The organism is Streptomyces sp. AK010 (assembly GCF_014207295.1).
Lineage (GTDB): Bacteria > Actinomycetota > Actinomycetes > Streptomycetales > Streptomycetaceae > Streptomyces > Streptomyces massasporeus.
Genome location: NZ_JACHCX010000001.1, coordinates 521,134 through 538,380 on the forward strand (window position 1 = coordinate 521,134; position 17,247 = coordinate 538,380).

The 17,247-nt window shown below is 71.8% G+C and carries 22 protein-coding genes and 2 pseudogenes; 9 read left to right on the forward strand and 15 right to left on the reverse strand.

Features of this window, described 5'->3' with window-relative positions; genetic code table 11:
- Positions 1–85: 85 nt before the first annotated feature.
- A complete protein-coding gene (locus HDC93_RS02365) occupies positions 86–487 on the reverse strand; it encodes a hypothetical protein (protein WP_185006627.1) in 402 nt (133 codons plus the stop codon).
- 83 nt (positions 488–570) lie between these two features.
- Here HDC93_RS02365 and HDC93_RS02370 point away from each other — a divergent pair, with 83 nt between their 5' ends.
- Both HDC93_RS02370 and HDC93_RS02375 read left to right on the forward strand, forming a co-directional pair.
- Complete coding sequence (locus tag HDC93_RS02370) at positions 571–1,344, forward strand: MBL fold metallo-hydrolase (protein WP_185006629.1); 774 nt, start codon at positions 571–573, stop codon at positions 1,342–1,344.
- Positions 1,341–2,003, forward strand: a complete 663-nt coding sequence (locus tag HDC93_RS02375) for a VTT domain-containing protein (protein ID WP_185006630.1) — start codon at positions 1,341–1,343, stop codon at positions 2,001–2,003. Before HDC93_RS02370 ends, HDC93_RS02375 begins: the two co-directional genes overlap by 4 nt.
- Positions 2,004–2,005: 2 nt before the next feature.
- Here HDC93_RS02375 and HDC93_RS02380 read toward each other — a convergent pair whose 3' ends face one another.
- The 4 genes from HDC93_RS02380 to HDC93_RS02395 all read right to left on the reverse strand — a co-directional run bounded on the left by HDC93_RS02380 (position 2,006) and on the right by HDC93_RS02395 (position 6,479).
- On the reverse strand, positions 2,006–3,067 hold the full coding sequence (locus HDC93_RS02380; protein WP_185006633.1) for an MBL fold metallo-hydrolase: 1,062 nt from the start codon (positions 3,065–3,067) through the stop codon (positions 2,006–2,008).
- Positions 3,064–4,311: an aminotransferase class I/II-fold pyridoxal phosphate-dependent enzyme gene (locus HDC93_RS02385; protein ID WP_185006635.1), complete on the reverse strand. Its 1,248-nt coding sequence runs from the start codon at positions 4,309–4,311 to the stop codon at positions 3,064–3,066. The genes HDC93_RS02380 and HDC93_RS02385 overlap by 4 nt, the downstream gene beginning before the upstream one ends.
- A 211-nt stretch (positions 4,312–4,522) precedes the next feature.
- A complete protein-coding gene (locus HDC93_RS02390; RefSeq protein WP_185006637.1) occupies positions 4,523–5,224 on the reverse strand; it encodes a hypothetical protein in 702 nt (233 codons plus the stop codon).
- Between the two features lie 460 nt (positions 5,225–5,684).
- Entirely contained in the window at positions 5,685–6,479 is a 795-nt protein-coding gene (locus tag HDC93_RS02395) for an RNA polymerase sigma factor SigF (RefSeq protein ID WP_185006639.1), read from the reverse strand.
- Positions 6,480–6,719: 240 nt separating this feature from the next.
- On the opposite strand from HDC93_RS02395, the pseudogene HDC93_RS02400 reads away from it, so the two are divergent.
- From HDC93_RS02400 to HDC93_RS02415, 4 genes and pseudogenes are all read left to right on the forward strand, one after another.
- Positions 6,720–7,346 (forward strand): annotated as a pseudogene (locus HDC93_RS02400) (thiamine pyrophosphate-binding protein); the annotation flags it as partial.
- A gap of 262 nt (positions 7,347–7,608) precedes the next feature.
- Positions 7,609–8,010 (forward strand): DUF2795 domain-containing protein, encoded by a 402-nt coding sequence (locus HDC93_RS02405; protein WP_185006641.1) that lies wholly within the window; start codon positions 7,609–7,611, stop codon positions 8,008–8,010.
- Positions 8,011–8,082: 72 nt separating this feature from the next.
- Positions 8,083–8,514, forward strand: coding sequence for a CBS domain-containing protein (locus HDC93_RS02410; protein ID WP_185006643.1), 432 nt, complete (start codon positions 8,083–8,085; stop codon positions 8,512–8,514).
- A gap of 246 nt (positions 8,515–8,760) precedes the next feature.
- Positions 8,761–9,303, forward strand: a complete 543-nt coding sequence (locus tag HDC93_RS02415) for a type 1 glutamine amidotransferase domain-containing protein (protein ID WP_185006645.1) — start codon at positions 8,761–8,763, stop codon at positions 9,301–9,303.
- A 92-nt stretch (positions 9,304–9,395) separates the two neighbouring features.
- On the opposite strand, the gene HDC93_RS02420 is transcribed toward HDC93_RS02415, so the two are convergent.
- Positions 9,396–9,683: a DUF6158 family protein gene (locus HDC93_RS02420; RefSeq protein WP_185006647.1), complete on the reverse strand. Its 288-nt coding sequence runs from the start codon at positions 9,681–9,683 to the stop codon at positions 9,396–9,398.
- A gap of 119 nt (positions 9,684–9,802) precedes the next feature.
- On the opposite strand from HDC93_RS02420, the pseudogene HDC93_RS02425 reads away from it, so the two are divergent.
- Positions 9,803–10,009: pseudogene (locus tag HDC93_RS02425) on the forward strand (hypothetical protein); the annotation flags it as partial.
- Between the two features lie 127 nt (positions 10,010–10,136).
- On the opposite strand, the gene HDC93_RS02430 reads toward HDC93_RS02425, so the two are convergent.
- A complete protein-coding gene (locus HDC93_RS02430) occupies positions 10,137–11,801 on the reverse strand; it encodes an ATP-binding cassette domain-containing protein (protein WP_185006648.1) in 1,665 nt (554 codons plus the stop codon).
- A 63-nt stretch (positions 11,802–11,864) separates the two neighbouring features.
- Entirely contained in the window at positions 11,865–12,383 is a 519-nt protein-coding gene (locus HDC93_RS02435; RefSeq protein ID WP_221516115.1) for an MOSC domain-containing protein, read from the reverse strand.
- On the opposite strand from HDC93_RS02435, the gene HDC93_RS02440 reads away from it, so the two are divergent.
- Positions 12,382–13,203, forward strand: a complete 822-nt coding sequence (locus HDC93_RS02440) for a methyltransferase domain-containing protein (protein ID WP_185006650.1) — start codon at positions 12,382–12,384, stop codon at positions 13,201–13,203. The genes HDC93_RS02435 and HDC93_RS02440 overlap by 2 nt on opposite strands.
- Before the next feature lie 41 nt (positions 13,204–13,244).
- Positions 13,245–13,415 carry a hydrophobic protein gene (locus HDC93_RS02445; RefSeq protein ID WP_185006652.1) on the forward strand — a complete coding sequence of 57 codons (171 nt, stop codon included), beginning with the start codon at positions 13,245–13,247 and terminating at the stop codon, positions 13,413–13,415.
- Between the two features lie 55 nt (positions 13,416–13,470).
- Here HDC93_RS02445 and HDC93_RS02450 read toward each other — a convergent pair whose 3' ends face one another.
- The 7 genes from HDC93_RS02450 to HDC93_RS02480 are packed head-to-tail and all read right to left on the reverse strand — an operon-like array spanning position 13,471 to position 17,246.
- The gene (locus HDC93_RS02450; RefSeq protein WP_030843810.1) at positions 13,471–13,734 is read right to left on the reverse strand and encodes a gas vesicle protein K; all 264 of its coding nucleotides are present in this window, start codon (positions 13,732–13,734) and stop codon (positions 13,471–13,473) included.
- Positions 13,735–13,772: 38 nt separating this feature from the next.
- The gene (locus HDC93_RS02455; RefSeq protein ID WP_103813386.1) at positions 13,773–13,961 is read right to left on the reverse strand and encodes a gas vesicle protein; all 189 of its coding nucleotides are present in this window, start codon (positions 13,959–13,961) and stop codon (positions 13,773–13,775) included.
- Positions 13,962–13,977: 16 nt separating this feature from the next.
- Positions 13,978–14,733, reverse strand: a complete 756-nt coding sequence (locus HDC93_RS02460; RefSeq protein WP_185006654.1) for a GvpL/GvpF family gas vesicle protein — start codon at positions 14,731–14,733, stop codon at positions 13,978–13,980.
- Positions 14,730–15,068 carry a gas vesicle protein gene (locus HDC93_RS02465; protein WP_185006656.1) on the reverse strand — a complete coding sequence of 113 codons (339 nt, stop codon included), beginning with the start codon at positions 15,066–15,068 and terminating at the stop codon, positions 14,730–14,732. Before HDC93_RS02465 ends, HDC93_RS02460 begins: the two co-directional genes overlap by 4 nt.
- Entirely contained in the window at positions 15,065–16,174 is a 1,110-nt protein-coding gene (locus HDC93_RS02470) for an SRPBCC family protein (RefSeq protein ID WP_185006658.1), read from the reverse strand. The genes HDC93_RS02465 and HDC93_RS02470 overlap by 4 nt, the downstream gene beginning before the upstream one ends.
- A complete protein-coding gene (locus HDC93_RS02475; RefSeq protein WP_185006660.1) occupies positions 16,171–16,986 on the reverse strand; it encodes a histone H1-like repetitive region-containing protein in 816 nt (271 codons plus the stop codon). The genes HDC93_RS02470 and HDC93_RS02475 overlap by 4 nt, the downstream gene beginning before the upstream one ends.
- Positions 16,983–17,246: a gas vesicle protein GvpG gene (locus tag HDC93_RS02480; protein ID WP_185006661.1), complete on the reverse strand. Its 264-nt coding sequence runs from the start codon at positions 17,244–17,246 to the stop codon at positions 16,983–16,985. Before HDC93_RS02480 ends, HDC93_RS02475 begins: the two co-directional genes overlap by 4 nt.
- Between the last annotated feature and the right edge of the window lies 1 nt (position 17,247).

The following is a 17,247-nucleotide window of genomic DNA, read 5'->3' on the forward strand; positions in this document are numbered from 1 at the left end:
CAGCCGTCGCGGGTCCTCCCCCACAGTGTCTCAACGCCCGGCCTGGCGGTTTCGTCCCCAGGTCACACCCCGGTGAGGGAGGACGTCAGCGGCCGTCGTAGCCGGCCGTCGGCATCGACAGCCGCCGATGCACGCAGGCCTTCATCGCCGCGTCGTACGCAGGTTCCGCATGCCCCACCGTCTCGACGCGTACACCACGCCGCGCGCACTCGGCGGTGAACTCCTCGACGGAGGCGAGCGCGCTCTCCAGCACCCGCCGGCTGGGCGCGACGAACAGGTCGAGGCCGGGCCGGACGCCGTCCCACAGGGCGTCGTGGTCGGGCCGCAGTCCCCGGACCAGTAACTCCCGGCTGACCACGTAGCCCCGCTCGGCGGCCCAGCGGGCGCACATCGCGTGCTGACTGCGGGAGTCGACCAGGAACGGATCGTCGTCCAGCTCCTCGAGCGGCGTCAGACTCGCGATCGCCGTGACCCGCACCGGCACCATGGCGTCCCCCTCACCTCCGGTTTCGCCGCCGACCCTACTCCTGCACGTAGGCTTCGGGGGAGTCGCGCGAAGGGGGCAGAGAAGTGCCGGTGGAGATCACCTGGTGGGGTCACGCCACTTGCACCGTCGAGGATTCGAACGTGCGCGTGCTCACGGATCCCCTGTTCGCACGCCGGCTCGCGCACCTGCGGCGCCGGCGCGGAGCGCTGCCGCCCCCGGGCGCCCCGCACGCCGACGTGGCGCTGGTGTCGCATCTGCACGCCGACCACCTGCACGTGCCGTCGCTGATGCGGCTCGCTCCGGGCACGCGCCTGCTCGTGCCCCGGGGCGCGCGCCGGGCGGTGCCGGGTCTGCGCCGGCTCTCGCACCTGCGGGTGAGCGAGGTGGCCCCCGGGGACGAGACCCCGGTCGGCGACATCGTCGTACGGGCCGTGCCCGCGCGGCACGACGGGCGGCGGCTGCCGTTCGGACCGCACCGCTCCCCCGCCCTCGGCTATGTCATAGCCGGCGAGGCCCGGACGTACTTCGCCGGGGACACCGGGCTGTTCGACGACATGGCGAAGGAGGTCGGGCCGGTCGAGGTGGCGCTGCTGCCGGTGGGCGGCTGGGGGCCCTACCTGGGCGAGGGGCACCTCGACGCGGGCCGGGCGGCGCAGGCACTGGCGCGGCTTGCGCCGCACAGCGCGGTGCCGGTGCACTACGGCACGTACTGGCCGATCGGCATGGACGCCGTGCGCCCCCACGAGTTCCACGCGCCGGGGGAGGAGTTCGTCCGGCTGGCGGCCCGCGAGGCGCCCGGCGTGGCGGTGCACCGGCTCGGGCACGGGGAGAGCGTGCGCGTGAAGGCCGCGCGGTGAGCTGGTCCGCGCCTCTGGCGCCGGCGTTCCTGCTCGCGGCGTCGGCCGTCACACCGGCGTCAGTGGTTCCGGAGTCCACGCAGCAGGCGATCGGGTATCCGACGCTCTTCGTGCTGGTGCTGGCCGGGGCGCTGGTGCCGGTGATTCCGACGGGGGCGCTGGTGAGTTCGGCGGCGGTGGTCGCCGTGCACCGGACGGCTCCCTTCTCCCTGGTGATGGTGTTCGTGACGGCGTCGCTGGCGGCGTTCCTGGGCGATGCGGCGCTGTACTGGCTGGGGCGTCGCGGGCTGACGTCGAAGAACGGGTCGCGGTGGCTGGAGGCGATCCGGTCGCGGGCGCCGGAGGACCGGCTGGAGCAGGCGCAGGCGAAGCTCTCCGCCCACGGGGTGGCGGTGCTGGTGCTGTCCCGGCTGGTGCCGGCGGGGCGCATCCCGGTGATGCTGGCCTGTCTGCTGGCCGAGTGGCCGCTGCGTAGGTTCTCCCGGGGGAACCTGCCGGCCTGTCTGGCCTGGGCCGGCACGTACCAGTTGATCGGGATCCTCGGGGGGTCGCTGTTCGCCGAGCCGTGGCAGGGCGTGGTGGCGGCGATCGCGTTGACCCTGTTGCTCAGCGTGGTGCCGGCGGTGTGGCGGCGGGTGCGCAGTTCCTCCCGCTCCTGAGGTCAGTCCCCGGTCAGCACCCGGGAGGCGCCCACCGGCATGTCCCAGAGGTTTTCGCGGGGCAGCCCCGCCCTCTCCCATGCCGCTCGCACCCGCGTCAGGGGCTCCATGACCGGTTCCGCCGACAGGACGAACGTCGCCCAGTGCATGGGGGCCATCCGGCGTGCGCCCAGGTCCTGGGCCGCGCGGACCGCCTCCTCCGGGTCGCAGTGGACGTCGCGGAGCCACCAGCGCGGGTCGTAGGCGCCGATGGGCAGCAGGGCCAGGTCGATGCCCGGGTAGCGGCGGCCGATGCGGGAGAACCAGTGGCCGTAGCCGGTGTCGCCCGCGAAGTAGACGCGTTGGCCGCCTCGGTCGGTGAGAACCCAGCCGCCCCACAGGCTGTGGCAGGTGTCGGTGAGGCTGCGCTTGGACCAGTGGTGGGAGGGGACGAAGTCGAAGCGGACGCCGTCCAGTTCGGCCGCCTCCCACCAGTCGAGCTCCGTCACGCGCGTGAAGCGGCGGCGGTGGAACCAGCGGGCGAGCCCGGCCGGGACGAACACCGGGGTGTCGCGCGGGAGGCGGCGCAGCGTGGGGGCGTCGAGGTGGTCGTAGTGGTTGTGGCTGATGACGACGGCGTCGACGCCCGGCAGGTCCTCCCAGGGGACGCCCACGGGCGTGATCCGGGCCGGGGTGCCGAGGATGCGGCGGGACCACACCGGGTCGGTGAGGACGGTCAGTCCGCCGATGCGCAGCACCCAACTGGCGTGCCCCGCCCATGTGACGGCGACGGTGCGGGCGTCGACGCGGGGCAGCGGGGCGGGGGCGTAGGGCAGCCGGGGGATGTCGGCGAGGCCCTCCGGGCCCGGTCTCACCGCGCCCTCCCGGGCGAAGCGGGCCATGGCCTTCAGGCCGGGGAGCGGCGCGGTCAGCCGGTCGTGGAAGGTGCGCGGCCACACCCGCCGCTCGGCCAGCGGCCGGGGTTCGGCCAGGGGCGGGTACGGGGGCGCGAGGGGTGACGGGATCCCGGGCTCGTCGGCTTCCCGGGTGGTCGGGCCGGTAATCGACTCGGACTGCTGCGTCATCGAGGAGGCTCCCATCGCCGAGCTTCGTCGCGGAGATCGTCGAAGACCGACTTCAGCCGGCTCGACGCGCGGTGCACCTGCGGCAGTTCCAACGGTGTGGGTGAGGTGAGGCATTCCGCGCGTTCCGTGTCCGAACCGGCCACCAGTGCGCCGGTGGAGAGCCGCACGCGCGGGGCTTCGAGGTCGTCGCCGAAGCGGTGCCCGCCCGGGGCGGGCATGCCGAGGCGGGCGCTGAGGAAGTCCTCCAGTTCCTGTGCGTCGCCGACGCCGTGCGCGGTCAGCGCGGGGCGCAGCGGCGCCAGGTCCACGTACAGGTGGCGGCCGGAGCGCGGGGGCCGGGCGAGGGCTCCCGCGGCGACGACGGCGGCGTGCGCCTCGGCGGCCAGGAGCGCGTGCAGCCGCACGGTGGCCGCCACGCGCGCGGTGACCGCTTCCGGCTCCCCCAGGGCGTATCCGGACGCCGCGGCGATGGGCGCGGCGACCCGGGCGTCGAGGGCGGTGAGGATGTCGAGCACGCGCGCGTGGAGGTCCTCGCCGTCCGCACCGGCCGGGAAGCGGGCGACGGCGGCCGGCCAGCCGGGCGGGAGCAGGGCACCGGCCAGGTCGGTGACGACGGTGACCCGGTCGGGCACCATCTCGGCGGGGCTGAGCAGCACGGTGTCGTGGGGGTCGTGCAGCGTGTCGCGCCAGGTCTCGTCGCTGACGAGGTGCAGGCCCTCCCCCTGGGCGGCCTCGACGGTCTCGTGGAGCAGTTCGGGAGGGGCGACGGTCGCGGTGGGGTCGTCGGCGACGGACAGTACGAGCAGCCGCGGGTCACCGCCCTCGGCGCGGACCCGGCGCACGGTCTCCAGCAGGGCGTACGGGTCCGGAACGCCGCCGCTCTCCGGCGGGGTCGGCACATGGAAGACGGGGCGCCCCAGCAGGCGTGCGTACGGCGCCCACCAGGCGGCGCAGGGTCTCGGTACGAGGACGTCGCCGCCGAGAGCGGCGGTCAGCGCGAGCAGCAGGGCGTGCGAGCCGGGGGCGGCGGCCACCCGGTCCGGGTCGCAGTGCAGTCCGCGCCGGTCCCAGTGGCCGCAGGCGGCTTCGCGCAGGGCCCGGCCGCCGCCGACGGGCTCGTGGGCGCCGCGGGACGCCGCGGCGGCGAGCACCGCGGACAGTTCCGGCAGGACGGGCAGCCCGTCCTCGGGGAGCGGCGGCCCGAACCGGACGGGGCCGTGACCTTCCGGGGCCGTCCGCCGCATCCGTACCTCCGCAGTGCCAGTGCCTGGTGCCGCCGTGTGATGTCTCCCTCGGCGCGTGTGCCGTACGGTGCGGCTCGTGCCCTCGGGCACTGAGTACCCAGGGTGCCGCCGCCCCATGGGCGCCCGGCCGGGTTGTGACGGTCACAGCATGAGCGGGCCGGGCCGGGGGAAGCCAGGGCCCCTCCGGGGGCGGTGGAACGGGCCCGGAGGGTCAGCGGTGGGGGTCGCTCTCCCGGTGGCGCAGCCGGTGCGCGGCGGCACCGAACGCGCCCGCGATCAGCACCCCGCCCGCGACCAGGGCGGGCACGGAGTCGGTGAAGGCACCGCCGTCACCGGCCCGCACACCGCGCGGCGGTCCGCCGCACTCGGTGTCGTGCGATTCGCGGTGCTGCGAGGGCTCGGGGCACGGCTTGTGGGTGGGTGGGGGTGGGTACGTGGGGTCGTACGGGGGCTCGTGGGTGGGCTTGTGCGACGGCTTGTGGGGCCCGGAGCCGTGGGCCACGGTGAACGTCGCGCTCCAGGTCGCGCCCTCGCCGCCGGGAGCGGCCGGGCAGGTGCCCTCGACGCTCCAGGCCGAGTCCTCCCCCGGGGCGTCCGGGTCGCCCTCGAAGTTCTCGGCGGAGGCGATCCGGGCCGTGCCGCGGTAGGCGGGGCCGGACACCTCGTCGTCGTTGCCGATGACCCGTTGCAGCGGCACCGTGCCCTCGTCGAAGGCCTGCGAGGTGGCGTCGATGGTGTCGGGCGGCGGTCCCCCGGTCGGATCGCAGCTGACCGAGACGGTGAGTGTGCCGCCGGGCTGGACGGTGGCGGGACTGACCTCGGCGGCCGGTTCGGCGAACCCGGCCGGCGCGAAGCCCACCAGGGCTGAGCCGGCCAGGACGGCGACGGACAGGGTGTGCAGGCTGCGGCGCATCGAGGGGACTCCTTCGGTAGTCATACCCCTCTGCCATGACAGCCCGCCGCCGACGGGCCCGCGCGGGACCGGACCCCATTAGCGGGACGGCGCCCTCCAACCGGGTGAACGTCCCTGGACCCCGTGCCGGGCCGCGACGCCGGCCCAGGGCTGTGTGTCGGACCGCGTCGCGCAGACCCCGGAGGGTGCGTCGGGCCGCGTCCCGGAGGACCGGGGTCGTGCGTCAGGCCGCGCCGCGCAGGCCGCGGGGACGTGCGCCAGACAGGGTCCCCCGGGCCCAGGGCCGTGGGTCAGGCCGCGCCCCACAGACCCAGGACCCCGTGCACCAGGCCGCGCCCCACAGACCCAAAACCCGTGCACCAGGCCGCGCCCCACAGACCCAAAACCCGTGCACCAGGCCGCGCCCCACAGACCCAAAACCCGTGCACCAGGCCGCGCCCCACAGGCCCAGGGCCGTGGGTCAGGCCGCGTCCCGCATGACCTGCTCCCGCACCCGCCCGCAGCACCGGCTGATCAGCCGGGACACGTGCATCTGCGAGATCCCCAGTTCCTCGGCTATCCGGCTCTGCGTCATGTCCCCGAAGAACCGCATGTACAGGATCGCCCGCTCCCGCTCGGGCAGCGCCGCCAGCCGGGCCTTGACGGCCTCGCGGTCGACGACCGTGTCCAGCGCCGGGTCGTAGGACCCCAGCGCGTCGCTCAGGGAGTAGCCGTCCTCGCTGCCGGGCAGTTCCGCGTCCAGGGACAGCGCCGTGAAGCTCTCCAGTGCCTCCTGGCCGGCCCGCACGTCCTCCTCGCTCAGGTTCGCGTGCTCGGCGATCTCGGCCACGGTGGGCCGGCGTCCGGAGATGGTCTGGGACAGGTCCTGGCCGGCGGAGCGCACGCGGTTGCGCAGGTCCTGGACGCGGCGGGGTACGTGCAGGGTCCACATGTGGTCGCGGAAATGCCGCTTGATCTCGCCGGTGATGGTCGGTACGGCGTAGCTCTCGAAGGCGTTGCCCAGCTCTGGGTCGTACCGGTCGACAGCCTTGACCAGGCCGAGGGCCGCGACCTGGCGCAGGTCATCGGCGTTCTCGCCACGGTTGCGGAAGCGTCCGGCGAGGCGGTCCGCCATGGGCAGCCATGCCTCGACGATCCCGTCGCGGAGCGCGTCGCGCTCCGGGCCGGCGGGCATGGAGGCGATCCTGCGGAAGGCCTCGGCGGTGTCGGGGGCGTCGTCGTGGGGGTGCTTCTTCGTACTGGATCGTGTCGGCATGATACGTCGCAATTCCCTTGAAAGGACTTCGGGTTGGACGGGCACCGTGGAAGCGCGATCACTGTGGACAGGGGCGCCGGTGCGGCTCGCTCGCCGCTCCCACGGACGTGCCTCCTGTCCGAAGCACTCATGTGCGCCTGCCCCCGGCCCCCACCCGCAAACCCGGAGAGGTCTTCCGCTGTCGCGCAGGGTGACTCGTACTGCCGGCTCTGTCCCCCCCCTACGTCCGGGCGGTCGTACATGGGCACCAAGGTCGCCGACCATGTCCTGCAGAGGCTGCGTGAATGGGAGTGGAGCAGGATTTCGGCTATCCCGGTGACGGCATCAACGGCCTGCTCGCCGCGTGGGGCAGGGCGGAGAACGAGCCGCGTTTCGTGCAGGCGCGGCACGAGGAGATGTCCGCGTTCCAGGCGGTCGGCTACGCCAAGTTCAGCGGCCGGCTCGGGGTGTGCGCCGCGACGTCGGGACCGGGTGCCATCCATCTGCTGAACGGCCTGTACGACGCCAAGCTGGACCAGGTGCCGGTGCTGGCGATCGTCGGCCAGACCCACCGCACCGCGATGGGCGGCTCCTACCAGCGGGAAGTCGATCTGCACACGCTGTACAAGGACGTCGCCTCACGAGTTCGTGGAGACGGTGACGGTGCCGGAGCAGCTGCCGAACGTGCTGGACCGGGCGGTCCGCACGGCGTATGCGCGCCGCTGCCCGACCGCGATCATCATCCCCGGCGACGTCCAGGAGCTCGACTACGCGCCGCCGACGCACGAGTTCAAGATGGCGCCCTCCAGTCTGGACCGCAGCGCGTGGACCGCCGTGCCGTCCGACGAGTCGGTGCGGCGGGCCGCCGAGATCCTCAAATCCGGTGACCCCGGTCGGCGTCCTCCTGCGGCAGCAGCAACTCCTCGTATCGGCCCAGCACCAGCACCACTCCGAGCATGAGCAGCGGGATGAGCACAGCGAGCATCGCCATGACGTGTCCTTCCCCAGAGAGGTGTGGGGGGTGGGAACCGGGTCACCCGCAGGGCATGGCGCAAACCAGTGCGGACGGCGGCGATCGGGCCGGCGGAACCTGTGTCGCCCTCCGGTGTACGGGTACGCGGTCCGGGCCCCCGAACGTCTGGAGGGAGACATGCAGCGAGGCAGCGACCGGCTGAGCGTCCACCGGGACGACGAGATGAAGCACGAACTGCAGGGCCTGCTCAGGTCAGGGCACCCGACGCGCAGTGAGGAGTGGCACGACCCGGAGCCGGCCGCCGAGGACGATCCCGAGGTCGCCCACGGGCCGGTGACGCCGAGCCGTGCGCCGACGTCCCTGGAGTCGGTGCGGCTGGAGCTGGCCCGGATCCTGGGCCGCAGGGCGTTCCCCGCGAACGCGCGCGCACTGGCCCACGAGCTGCGCGGCCACCAGGCGCCCGACGTCCTCGTCGAGGCCTTGGAGGACCTGCCGCGCCAGGAGCGCTACGGCAATGTCCAGGAACTGGCCCAGGCCCTGATCCGGGCCCGTGAGACCGGGCCGGAGGAGTACGCGTAGGGACCGTGTCGGGGGCGTCGCGGGATGCCGCGGCGCCCCCACCGGCCTGGGAACGGAGGGAAGGCCCCAGTGATGGCCGAGTACGTCAGGGACGTGATGACAGCGGGTGTGGTCGCCGTGCGCCCGGACGCCTCGCTCGTCGAGGCGGCGCTGCTGATGCGCACGCAGAACATCGGCGACGTGGTGGTGGCCGAGGGGCAGGACGTGATCGGCGTGCTCACCGACCGTGACATCACCGTGCGGGCCGTCGCGGACGGCGTCGACCCGATGACGGTCAGCGCGCAGGCGGCGTGTACCCGCAATCCCGTGACGGTGACGCCGGACGACCGGGTGGCGACCGCGGTGACGCTGATGCGCGAGCACGCGGTGCGCCGGCTGCCGGTGGTGGAGAACGGCCTGCCGGTGGGGATCGTGAGCCTCGGCGACGTGGCAGAGGCCGAGGACCCCGCGTCCGCGCTCGCCGACATCAGCCGGGCCGATCCCGACGCCCGCGGTGCTGCGTGAGCGCGGACCGGGCGGGCGGATCGGCGCCACGGGCGTCACCGTCGACATCGGTGATGCACCGGCGGACCCGCATCGAGGACACCGCGGGGACCAGGAGCCCCTGATCCACTCGTTGACGGCGGTCACCTGACGGGCATCGCCGCCGCGATCGGCACAGCCTGCTGCCGCCGTACGGCGAGGAACTGCTGCGGTGCGTGCGCGCGGGCCGCGAGAAGGACAAACGCAACAGGAAGGACATCGAACATCATGCGTATCGCGTTTCTGGTCGCTCCCGAGGGCGTCGAGCAGGTCGAGCTGACCGATCCGTGGCAGGCCGCGAAGGACGCGGGTCACGAGCCGGTCCTGGTGTCGACGCAAGCGGGCGAGATCCAGGCCTTCAACCACCTCGACAAGGCGGACACGTTCCCCGTGGACGAGGTCGTGGGCGAGACCTCGCCGGACTCGTTCGGTGCTCTCGTGCTGCCGGGCGGCGTCGCCAACCCGGACTTCCTGCGGATGGACGACAAGGCCGTCGCGTTCGTCCGGGACTTCTTCGAGCACGGTCGGCCCGTGGCGGCGATCTGTCACGCGCCGTGGACGCTGGTCGAGGCGGACGTCGTACGCGGCCGGGAGCTCACGTCCTGGCCGAGCCTGCGGACGGACATCCGCAACGCGGGCGGCACCTGGGTCGACAAGCAGGTCAAGGTGTGTGACCACGGGGCGAACAAGCTGGTCACCAGCCGTAAGCCGGACGACCTGAAGGCGTTCTGCGAGACCCTCCTGGACGTCTTCGCCCAGGAGGCCGCGTGAGCGCGAGGAACCTCGCGCTCAAGGACGCCTGAAGGCATCCCCGCCGGCCACGGGGCGCGTCGGTTCCGTTCCGGTCGTGTCCCTCCAGGGGCTCAGGTGCCGGGGGCCGTGGGAGTCGCCGACTCCCCGCTCCCCCGCTCCCGGGCCCCTTCGCGTGTGCGGCCCGCGGCCACGGGGCGGCGCGGATTGCGGCGCAGGAATTCGCCCTCGAGCTGCGCCATGCGTTCGTTGTGGGCGCGCAGCGCGTCGTTCGAGCCGTAGAGCAGCGTGTCATGGCGCGTGCGGTGGATGGTCTCCAGCTCTTTCATGAGCTGCTGGTCGTCCAGCCGGTCAGGGTCCACTCCGGTCATCGTGTCGCCCCGCTCCTCGTGTTCGTCCATGCGGTCCGGGTACCCGCCCCCGGAGCACCTGAGCACTACCCCGAGCGGCATCCGGGAGGAACCATAAATCTCGCCTTTCTGCACCCACTGTACGAACACCCCGGGCCTTGGGCCTCCCTCACCGCGAGGTGTGGATCGGGGAGGATCCCGACCAGCTCGCGGTGCGCCGCACGGACCTGAAGGTCCTGGGCGAGCAGCACTCGTGGCCGGCCCGGGCGGACGACGCGCTGATCCGCTCCGCGGTGGCCACGGACGCGCCCGCGCTGTCGGTCGCCGAGCGGGAGGTCCCGGTGGGGGGCCTCGGAGCGCTGCTGCGCTGGAAGTGACCGGGAGCGGGCCCTTGGGGTGTCCCCCTGGCGGGCCCGTCCCAAGGGTGTCCCCCTAGGAGTGTCCTGAAGATCTTGGAATTGCGCCCGGCTTGCACCGGTTCGTGGCGATGGGAATTTGCCGGCGCTACGGGGCGATCCCGGTGGCCGGAGAGAGATCTTCATCGGTCTTCCAGCGGGCCCGCTCCACCCGTCGTTCGTCCCAGACCGGGTCCGGGGTCTCCCGGACCCGGCCGTCGCTGCCGAAGACCAGGAAGCGGTCGAAGGAACGGGCGAACCAGCGGTCGTGGGTGACCGCGAGGACTGTGCCGTCGAAGGCCTCCAGGCCCTCCTGGAGCGCCTCGGCGGACTCCAGGTCGAGGTTGTCGGTCGGCTCGTCCAGCAGCAGCGCCGTCACGCCCTGGAGCTCCAGCAGCAGGATCTGGAAACGGGCCTGCTGGCCGCCGGAGAGACGCTCGAACGTCTGCTCCGCCTGCTGGGTCAGCTCGTAGCGGCGCAGGCGGGACATCGCGGCGCCGCGGTCCTGCGCGTGCTCCTTCCACAGGATGTCGAGGAGCGTGCGGTCCTCCAGCTCCGGGTGCGCGTGGGTCTGCGCGAAGTGACCGGGCACGACCCGCGCCCCCAGCTTCCAGTCCCCCGTGTGCGCCACGTCGTCACCGGCGAGCAGGCGCAGGAAGTGGGACTTGCCGGAGCCGTTGGAGCCGAGGACGGCGACGCGCTCGCCGTAGAAGACCTCCAGGTCGAAGGGGGTCATCAGGCCGGTGAGCTCCAGGTTCGCGCAGGTGACGGCCCGGACGCCGGTGCGGCCGCCCTTGATCCGCATCCTGATGTCCTGCTCGCGCGGCGGCTCCGGGGGCGGTCCGGCCTCCTCGAACTTGCGCAGGCGCGTCTGTGCGGCCGCATAGCGGGAGGCCATCTCATGGCTGACCGCGGCAGCCTGACGAAGTGTCAGCACCAGCTTCTTCAGCTGGGCGTGCTTCTCGTCCCAGCGCCTGCGCAGCTCCTCGAAGCGGGCGAAGCGCTCCCGCCGGGCCTCGTGGAAGGTGGCGAAGCCGCCGCCGTGCACCCAGGCGTCGGCACCCGCCGGCCCGGGCTCCAGAGAGATGATCTTCTCGGCGGCGCGGGCGAGGAGTTCACGGTCGTGGGAGACGAACAGAACCGTCTTGCGGGTCTCCTTCAGCCGTTCCTCCAGCCACCGCTTGCCGGGGACGTCGAGGTAGTTGTCGGGTTCGTCGAGGAGCAGCACCTCGTCGGTGCCGCGCAGCAGCGCCTCCAGGACGAGCCGCTTCTGCTCGCCGCCGGAGAGGGTGCGGACCTCCCGGAACTGCGCCTTGTCGTACGGCACCCCGAGCGCGGCCGTGGTGCACATGTCCCACAGCGTCTCGGCCTCGTAGCCGCGGACCTCGGCCCAGTCGGCGAGGGCCTGCGCGTACTTCAGCTGGGCTGCCTCGTCGTCGACGGTCATGATGGCGTGCTCGGCCTCGTCGACGGCCTTGGCGGCCTCGCGGATGCGGGGCGTCGCGACGGACACGAGCAGGTCCCGCACGGTCGTCTCGTCGCGTACGGATCCCACGAACTGCCGCATGACCCCGAGCCCGCCGCCGACGACCACGGACCCGCCGTGCGGCTTGAGCTCACCGGCGAGCATCCGCAGCAGGGTGGTCTTCCCGGCGCCGTTGGGCCCCACGAGGGCCGCCACGGCCCCCTCCCCCACCCGGAACGAGACATCACCCAGCAGCGCCCTCCCGTCGGGCAGGTAGTACTCCAGGTGCGCGGCTTCGAGATGTCCCATGGGCGCGATTCTGTGGGGGCGGGGGGGTCCGGGGCAAACGGGTTTCGGGTACGGGGGTGCCGGTCAGACCCGTTCCAGCGGCCGGTGCGGCTCGCTGGGAAGCTCCGCCCGGATCGTGTCGCCGGGGCGGACCACGCCACCCTCGCGCACCACGCTCATGATCCCGGCCTTGCGCACGATGTTCCCCGCCTCGTCACGTCCGACGACCTGCTTCAGCAGCCCGTCCTGGAAGAGGTCGATCTGGAGGCAGGGGTTGCGCAGCCCGGTGACCTCCAGGACCGCGCTGTCGCCGAGGCGCGGCAGTGTGCCGGTCGGCAGGGCCGGCAGGTCGACGCCCCGGGTGGTGATGTTCTCGCCGAGTTCGCCGGGCGCCACCTCGAACCCTTCCTCGCCGACCTCGGTGAAGAGCTCCTCGTGCATGAGGTGGACCTGCCGGAGGTTCGGCCGGGTGGGGTCCTGCGCCATGCGTGAGCAATACTGACATACCGTCAGTCCACATGGCAGGATCCGGGTCTCACGATGCGGCGATTCTGCGTACGGTGATCCCACGCCGACCCGACCGGAAGGGGTGGGATCCGCCATGCCGGAACCCCGGGAGACCGCCGTCTACACCCACGGGCACCACGAGTCCGTCCTGCGCTCGCACACCTGGCGCACGGCCGCCAACTCCGCCGCGTACCTGCTGCCGTCGCTCAAGCCCCGTATGAGGATCCTGGACATCGGCTGCGGGCCCGGCACGATCACCGCCGACCTGGCCGAACTCGTGCCCGACGGGCGGGTCACCGGCGTCGACCGGGCGCCGGGGATCCTGGAGCAGGCGCGGGCCACGGCGGCCGGACGGGGCCTGGCCAACGTCGACTTCGCGGTCGCCGACGCGCACGCCCTGGACTACCCGGACGACACGTTCTGCGTGGTCCACGCCCACCAGGTGCTCCAGCACGTGGGCGACCCGGTGCGGGCGCTGCGCGAGATGAAGCGCGTCGTCAGGCCGGGCGGTCTCATCGCCGTACGGGATGCCGACTACCAGGCCATGACCTGGTACCCGGCGTCCGAGGGTCTCGACGCCTGGCTGGATCTCTACCGCCGGGTGGCCCGGGCCAACGGCGGCGAACCGGACGCCGGGCGACGACTGAAGGCCTGGGCGCTGCGGGCCGGCCTCACGGACATCACGGCGACCTCCGGCACCTGGACCTTCGCCACGCCGCAGGAGCGGGCTTGGTGGAGCGGGCTGTGGGCCGACCGCACCCTGGCCTCGGCCTACGCGGACCGGGCCGTCGAGGGCGGGCACACCGACGAGGCGGGGCTGCGGGGCGTGGCCGAGGCCTGGCGGGAGTGGGGCACACGCGAGGACGGGTGGTTCAGCGTGCTGCACGGAGAAATCCTCTGCCGCAAGGAAGCCTGAATCGCGTTTTCCGGGACACCCTGAAAGCAGGAGGTTCAATTATGGTTCCCATCCTGCTGGTGCTGCTTCTGGCTTTGGTTCTGTTCGGCGCCGGATTTGCAGTAAAGATTCTCTGGTGGGTCGCGCTCGCGGTTCTCGTCCTGTGGCTGCTGGGATTCTTCGTCCGCGGCACGTCGGCAGCCGGCGGCAGGGGCCGTTGGTACAGGTGGTGAAAACACACGCCTCGCCCAGGGTCTGGATCAGGACCCTGGGCGAGGCGTGTGGGAGTCAGTCCCGCGGAAGCAGCGGTCCGAGCGGCCCGAGGTCCAGGTTGAGGTCCTCGGGCCGCAGTCCGTAGCGGTCGCGCAGTTCCGTCATCCGCTCGTCGAGCAGCATGAGCGTGAGCCCGATCCGCTCCTCCTGCTCCTCGCTCAGGTCTCCCACGTCGAACCGGCGCAGCGCCTGGCGCTCCATGAGCTGGCGCAGCAGCTCCACCACCGTCAGCACAAGTTTGACCAGGTCGCGCTCGACCGTGTCGGGCTCCAGGTCCATGTGCTTGCGGCGCGGCCGGCCATGGTCGTCGGGGGTGGTCACAGCAGCTCCTCGAACGGTGAGGGCACCTGGGCGTTCACCGAGCTGATGAGCGCGTTGAGGTCGATACGGACGAGGTCGACGTCGGCGATGCGCAGGGTGATGTCCCCCGTGATCACGACGCCGCCGGCGAGCAGCCGGTCGAGCAGGTCCACGAGGGCGATCTCGCGGCGTTCCACTACGGTCACGGATTCTCCCCGCTGTTCATGTGGTCTCCCCGGCGAACGAATAGGCCGCCCAGGGGCCGGTGAGTTCGATCCGCATTCCGGGCACCTCACCCTTGTTGCGGTCGACCAGCTCCACGAATTCCTCAGAGTTCACACGCGGAACGAGATAGGCGGCATTCAGCACGTTCCGCCCGCTCACCTTGGAAAGCTGGGGGTTCTGCGGGGGATGTGTCCGGGAATCCTCCGCAAATGCGGAAAGCTCCCCGTGCAGTCGGGTCGAGAAGGCCTCGGCCTTCTGCCACATTTCCTCGTGGGACCTGGTCTGCATACGCCGTTGCCGCAGGTAGTCCCGGCCCGACGCGGGCTTCTGCGCGGGCCGGGCGCTCTCCTGCGGTTCGGACTCGGCGTACACCTTCACACCCCACTCGACCCGCCCCTCCAGCCGGTCGAGGGTGCGCTGGAAGTCCTCTTCGCGCAACTCCATCATCATCCGTACACCGCTGTCGTCGTGGAAGACGGTGCCGAGCCGCAGCGGCAGCGGTGTGGTGACGGTGGTGAGGGCGTCGATCACGCCCTGGTGGGCGCGGGCGGTCTCGGTGAGCCAGTCCAGGTCCTCCAGATGGGCCCGGAGCGGCTCCTCCGCGAAGTCCCGCTCCGGCACGTGACTCACCACGGCCACCAGGCCGTGGTGAGTCAGCGCCCTGGGCGGATCGCCCGCCACACCCGTCAACTGGGCCTGGAGCGGGTTCCCGAAGGGGCGGCAGACGGCGTAGACGTACCGCAGTCCGGTCACGGGGCCTCCTTCTTCTCCGCGCGGCCCGGCTCCAGTTCCTCCAGCCGGGCCAGCCTCTCTCGCAACTCGGCGTTCTCACGGGCCAGTTCGTCCCGGCGCGCCCGCGAGCTCAGGGCCGGATCGGTCTCCCACCAGTCGATGCCCATCTCCTTCGCCTTGTCCACCGAGGCGACGATCAACCGCAGTTTGATGGTGAGGAGTTCGATGTCGAGCAGATTGATCCGGATGTCGCCCGCGATCACGATGCCCTTGTCCAGGACCCGTTCAAGGATGTCGGCGAGGTTGGCGCCGCCACCCTGGCCGTAGGGCTCGGGCATCCTGCTGGGCGTCGTCATCGCCGGCTCCCCGCCTCGACTTCCTCATCCTCGTCCTCGTACTCGTCGTCCTCGTACTCAGCCTCGGGCTCCTCTTCGTCCTCGGGCTCCTCGTCCTCGGCCTCCTCGTCGTACTCGGCCTCGGAGTCGTCCTCGTACTCGCCCTCGAGCTCCTCTTCGCCCTCCTCTTCCGTCTCCTCCTCGTCGTACTCGCCCTCGGGCTCCTCGCCCTCGGGGCTCTCCTCCTCGGACTCCGCCTCCTCTTCGGCGACGGCGTCCTCGTGGCTGCGGACGACCTCGCCGTCGCGGATCTCACCGCGCCAGCCGTCCTCCGCCTCGCCCTTGATCGTGATATAGCGGACGAAGTTCTTGAGGTCGAGCCGGGTCCGGCGGCCCTGGGCTCGCCAGATGTTGCCGGTCTTCTCGAAAAAGCCGGAGGGGTAGTACTCGATGACCAGCAGGACGCGGGTCAGGTTGTCGGTGAGCCGGTGGAAGGAGACGACGCCCTTCGTGGTGCCCTTGGCACCCTCGGAGGTCCAGGAGATGCGGTCGTCGGGGACCTGCTCGGTCGTGGTCGCCTTCCAGCTGCGGTTGGACCACCAGACCTTCGACTGCCAGTCGGACGTGGTGTCGTCGGACTTGCTCGCAGCCTTGACACCCTTCGCGAAGGTGCTGAAGTCCTGGTACTGGGTCCACTGGTCGTACGCCGTGCGCAGGGGTACGCCGACATCGATGTGCTCGATGATGACGGTGGGCTTGTTGCCGGAACGGCCCTTGCCCTTGCCGCCCAGGCCCTTGAAGGCGTCCGTGACCTTGTCCTTGATGCGCGAGCCGCCCATCTCCAGCGCGGAACGCAGCGGCCCCTTGCCCTCGGTGACCTTGCGGCCGCCTTCGAGGGCGAGCTTGGCGAAGCCGGGACTGTTGCCCTCGGCGATGTCGTTCAGCTTGCCGGTGGTCTCGCCGAGCTTGTGGCCCACGCCGGTCAGCATGCGCGTGGCCTGAGCGGCGAGGTACTCCTGCAGTTCGGCCTTCAGCCGGTCGGCGGCCTCGCTGTGAGCCAGATCCGTGAGCGGGTTCTTCCCCGCTCCGTTGGCGGCGGACTTCTCCGAGCCGAGAGTGTCACTCATCCCTCACCGCCTCCCTTCGGCAGCCGGGACCGGGCGCTGCCGCCCCTGCTCCCGGAGGTCGCCTTCTTGGCGGGCGTGGTCTTCTTCGCCGTCGCCTTGCGGCCCGCAGTCTTCTTCGCCGGAGCCTTCTTGGCGGGGGCCTTCTTGGCGGGGGCCTTCTTCGCCGCCGCCTTCTTCGCTGGGGCCTTCTTGGCGGGGGCCTTCTTCGGTGGAGCCTTCTTGGCGGGGGCCTTCTTGGCGGGAGCCTTCTTCGCCTCGGGCTCCTCGGACTCCTCGTCCTCTTCCGCTTCTTCCTCTTCCTCGTCGGAGGCCTCGGGCTCCTCCTCCTCTTCTTCCTCTTCCTCCTCCTCGTCGGAGGCCTCGGGCTCCTCTTCCTCTTCTTCCTCTTCTTCCTCTTCCTCCTCGTCGAAGGCCTCAGGCTCCTCCTCCTCGGGCTCCTCGTCCTCGGCATCCTCGTACTCGGCGTCCTCGGCGTCGTCCTCCTGGCCGGGCACGACGCCCGCCAGCTGGTCGCGCACCTTGGCGGTACGACTGTGCAGCCGGTCGGCGAGGGCGTCGATCTGCCGCTCGACCATGGCACCGGACGCGGCCTTGCCGACACCGCGCAGATCCTGCCGCAGCTGGTCGCCGATCTCCTTGAACTGCGGGTTGTTCCGCAGCTGTTGCTGGACCAGATCCGCGACCATGCGCGGGCTCAGGTTCAGCTTCTTCCCGGCGACCAGGCCGCCGACGGCCGCCGCCGTCTTCAGCTTTTTGGTACGCCCCAGGAGGTATCCGGCCCCTATGGCGAGACCCAGTCCCACTCGGTTCATGGTGTTGTCCCGTTGCCCGTTCCCGCGCTACCGCGCGAAGCGATCTCCAACCGGTCGAGGAGTTCGTCCTCGAGACGGTCGAACTCGTCCTCCGTGATCTCTCCGGCCTCCATCTGCCCCTCGAGCCGGGCCAGTTCGGCCCGGATCGTGGCGGGGTCGTAGTAGATCCGCTCGGCCTCCTGCACCACCTGTTTGATGGCCCAGGCGCTGCCGCGTACCGGTGCGAACGGCAGCAGCAGCACCTCAGAGATCAGGCCCACG

Bases quoted from the DNA above. Each gene is read 5' to 3' on its own strand.
- HDC93_RS02390 (WP_185006637.1), bottom strand. From the start codon at position 5,224: ATGCGCCGCAGCCTGCACACCCTGTCCGTCGCCGTCCTGGCCGGCTCA.
- HDC93_RS02465 (WP_185006656.1), bottom strand. From the start codon at position 15,068: ATGACGACGCCCAGCAGGATGCCCGAGCCCTACGGCCAGGGTGGCGGC.
- HDC93_RS02435 (WP_221516115.1), bottom strand. From the start codon at position 12,383: ATGGCGGATCCCACCCCTTCCGGTCGGGTCGGCGTGGGATCACCGTAC.
- HDC93_RS02450 (WP_030843810.1), bottom strand. From the start codon at position 13,734: ATGGACCTGGAGCCCGACACGGTCGAGCGCGACCTGGTCAAACTTGTG.
- HDC93_RS02430 (WP_185006648.1), bottom strand. From the start codon at position 11,801: ATGGGACATCTCGAAGCCGCGCACCTGGAGTACTACCTGCCCGACGGG.
- HDC93_RS02420 (WP_185006647.1), bottom strand. From the start codon at position 9,683: ATGGACGAACACGAGGAGCGGGGCGACACGATGACCGGAGTGGACCCT.
- HDC93_RS02475 (WP_185006660.1), bottom strand. From the start codon at position 16,986: ATGAACCGAGTGGGACTGGGTCTCGCCATAGGGGCCGGATACCTCCTG.
- HDC93_RS02385 (WP_185006635.1), bottom strand. From the start codon at position 4,311: ATGCGGCGGACGGCCCCGGAAGGTCACGGCCCCGTCCGGTTCGGGCCG.
- HDC93_RS02365 (WP_185006627.1), bottom strand. From the start codon at position 487: ATGGTGCCGGTGCGGGTCACGGCGATCGCGAGTCTGACGCCGCTCGAG.
- HDC93_RS02470 (WP_185006658.1), bottom strand. From the start codon at position 16,174: ATGAGTGACACTCTCGGCTCGGAGAAGTCCGCCGCCAACGGAGCGGGG.
- HDC93_RS02410 (WP_185006643.1), top strand. From the start codon at position 8,083: ATGGCCGAGTACGTCAGGGACGTGATGACAGCGGGTGTGGTCGCCGTG.
- HDC93_RS02445 (WP_185006652.1), top strand. From the start codon at position 13,245: ATGGTTCCCATCCTGCTGGTGCTGCTTCTGGCTTTGGTTCTGTTCGGC.
- HDC93_RS02405 (WP_185006641.1), top strand. From the start codon at position 7,609: ATGCAGCGAGGCAGCGACCGGCTGAGCGTCCACCGGGACGACGAGATG.
- HDC93_RS02380 (WP_185006633.1), bottom strand. From the start codon at position 3,067: ATGACGCAGCAGTCCGAGTCGATTACCGGCCCGACCACCCGGGAAGCC.
- HDC93_RS02415 (WP_185006645.1), top strand. From the start codon at position 8,761: ATGCGTATCGCGTTTCTGGTCGCTCCCGAGGGCGTCGAGCAGGTCGAG.
- HDC93_RS02440 (WP_185006650.1), top strand. From the start codon at position 12,382: ATGCCGGAACCCCGGGAGACCGCCGTCTACACCCACGGGCACCACGAG.
- HDC93_RS02395 (WP_185006639.1), bottom strand. From the start codon at position 6,479: ATGCCGACACGATCCAGTACGAAGAAGCACCCCCACGACGACGCCCCC.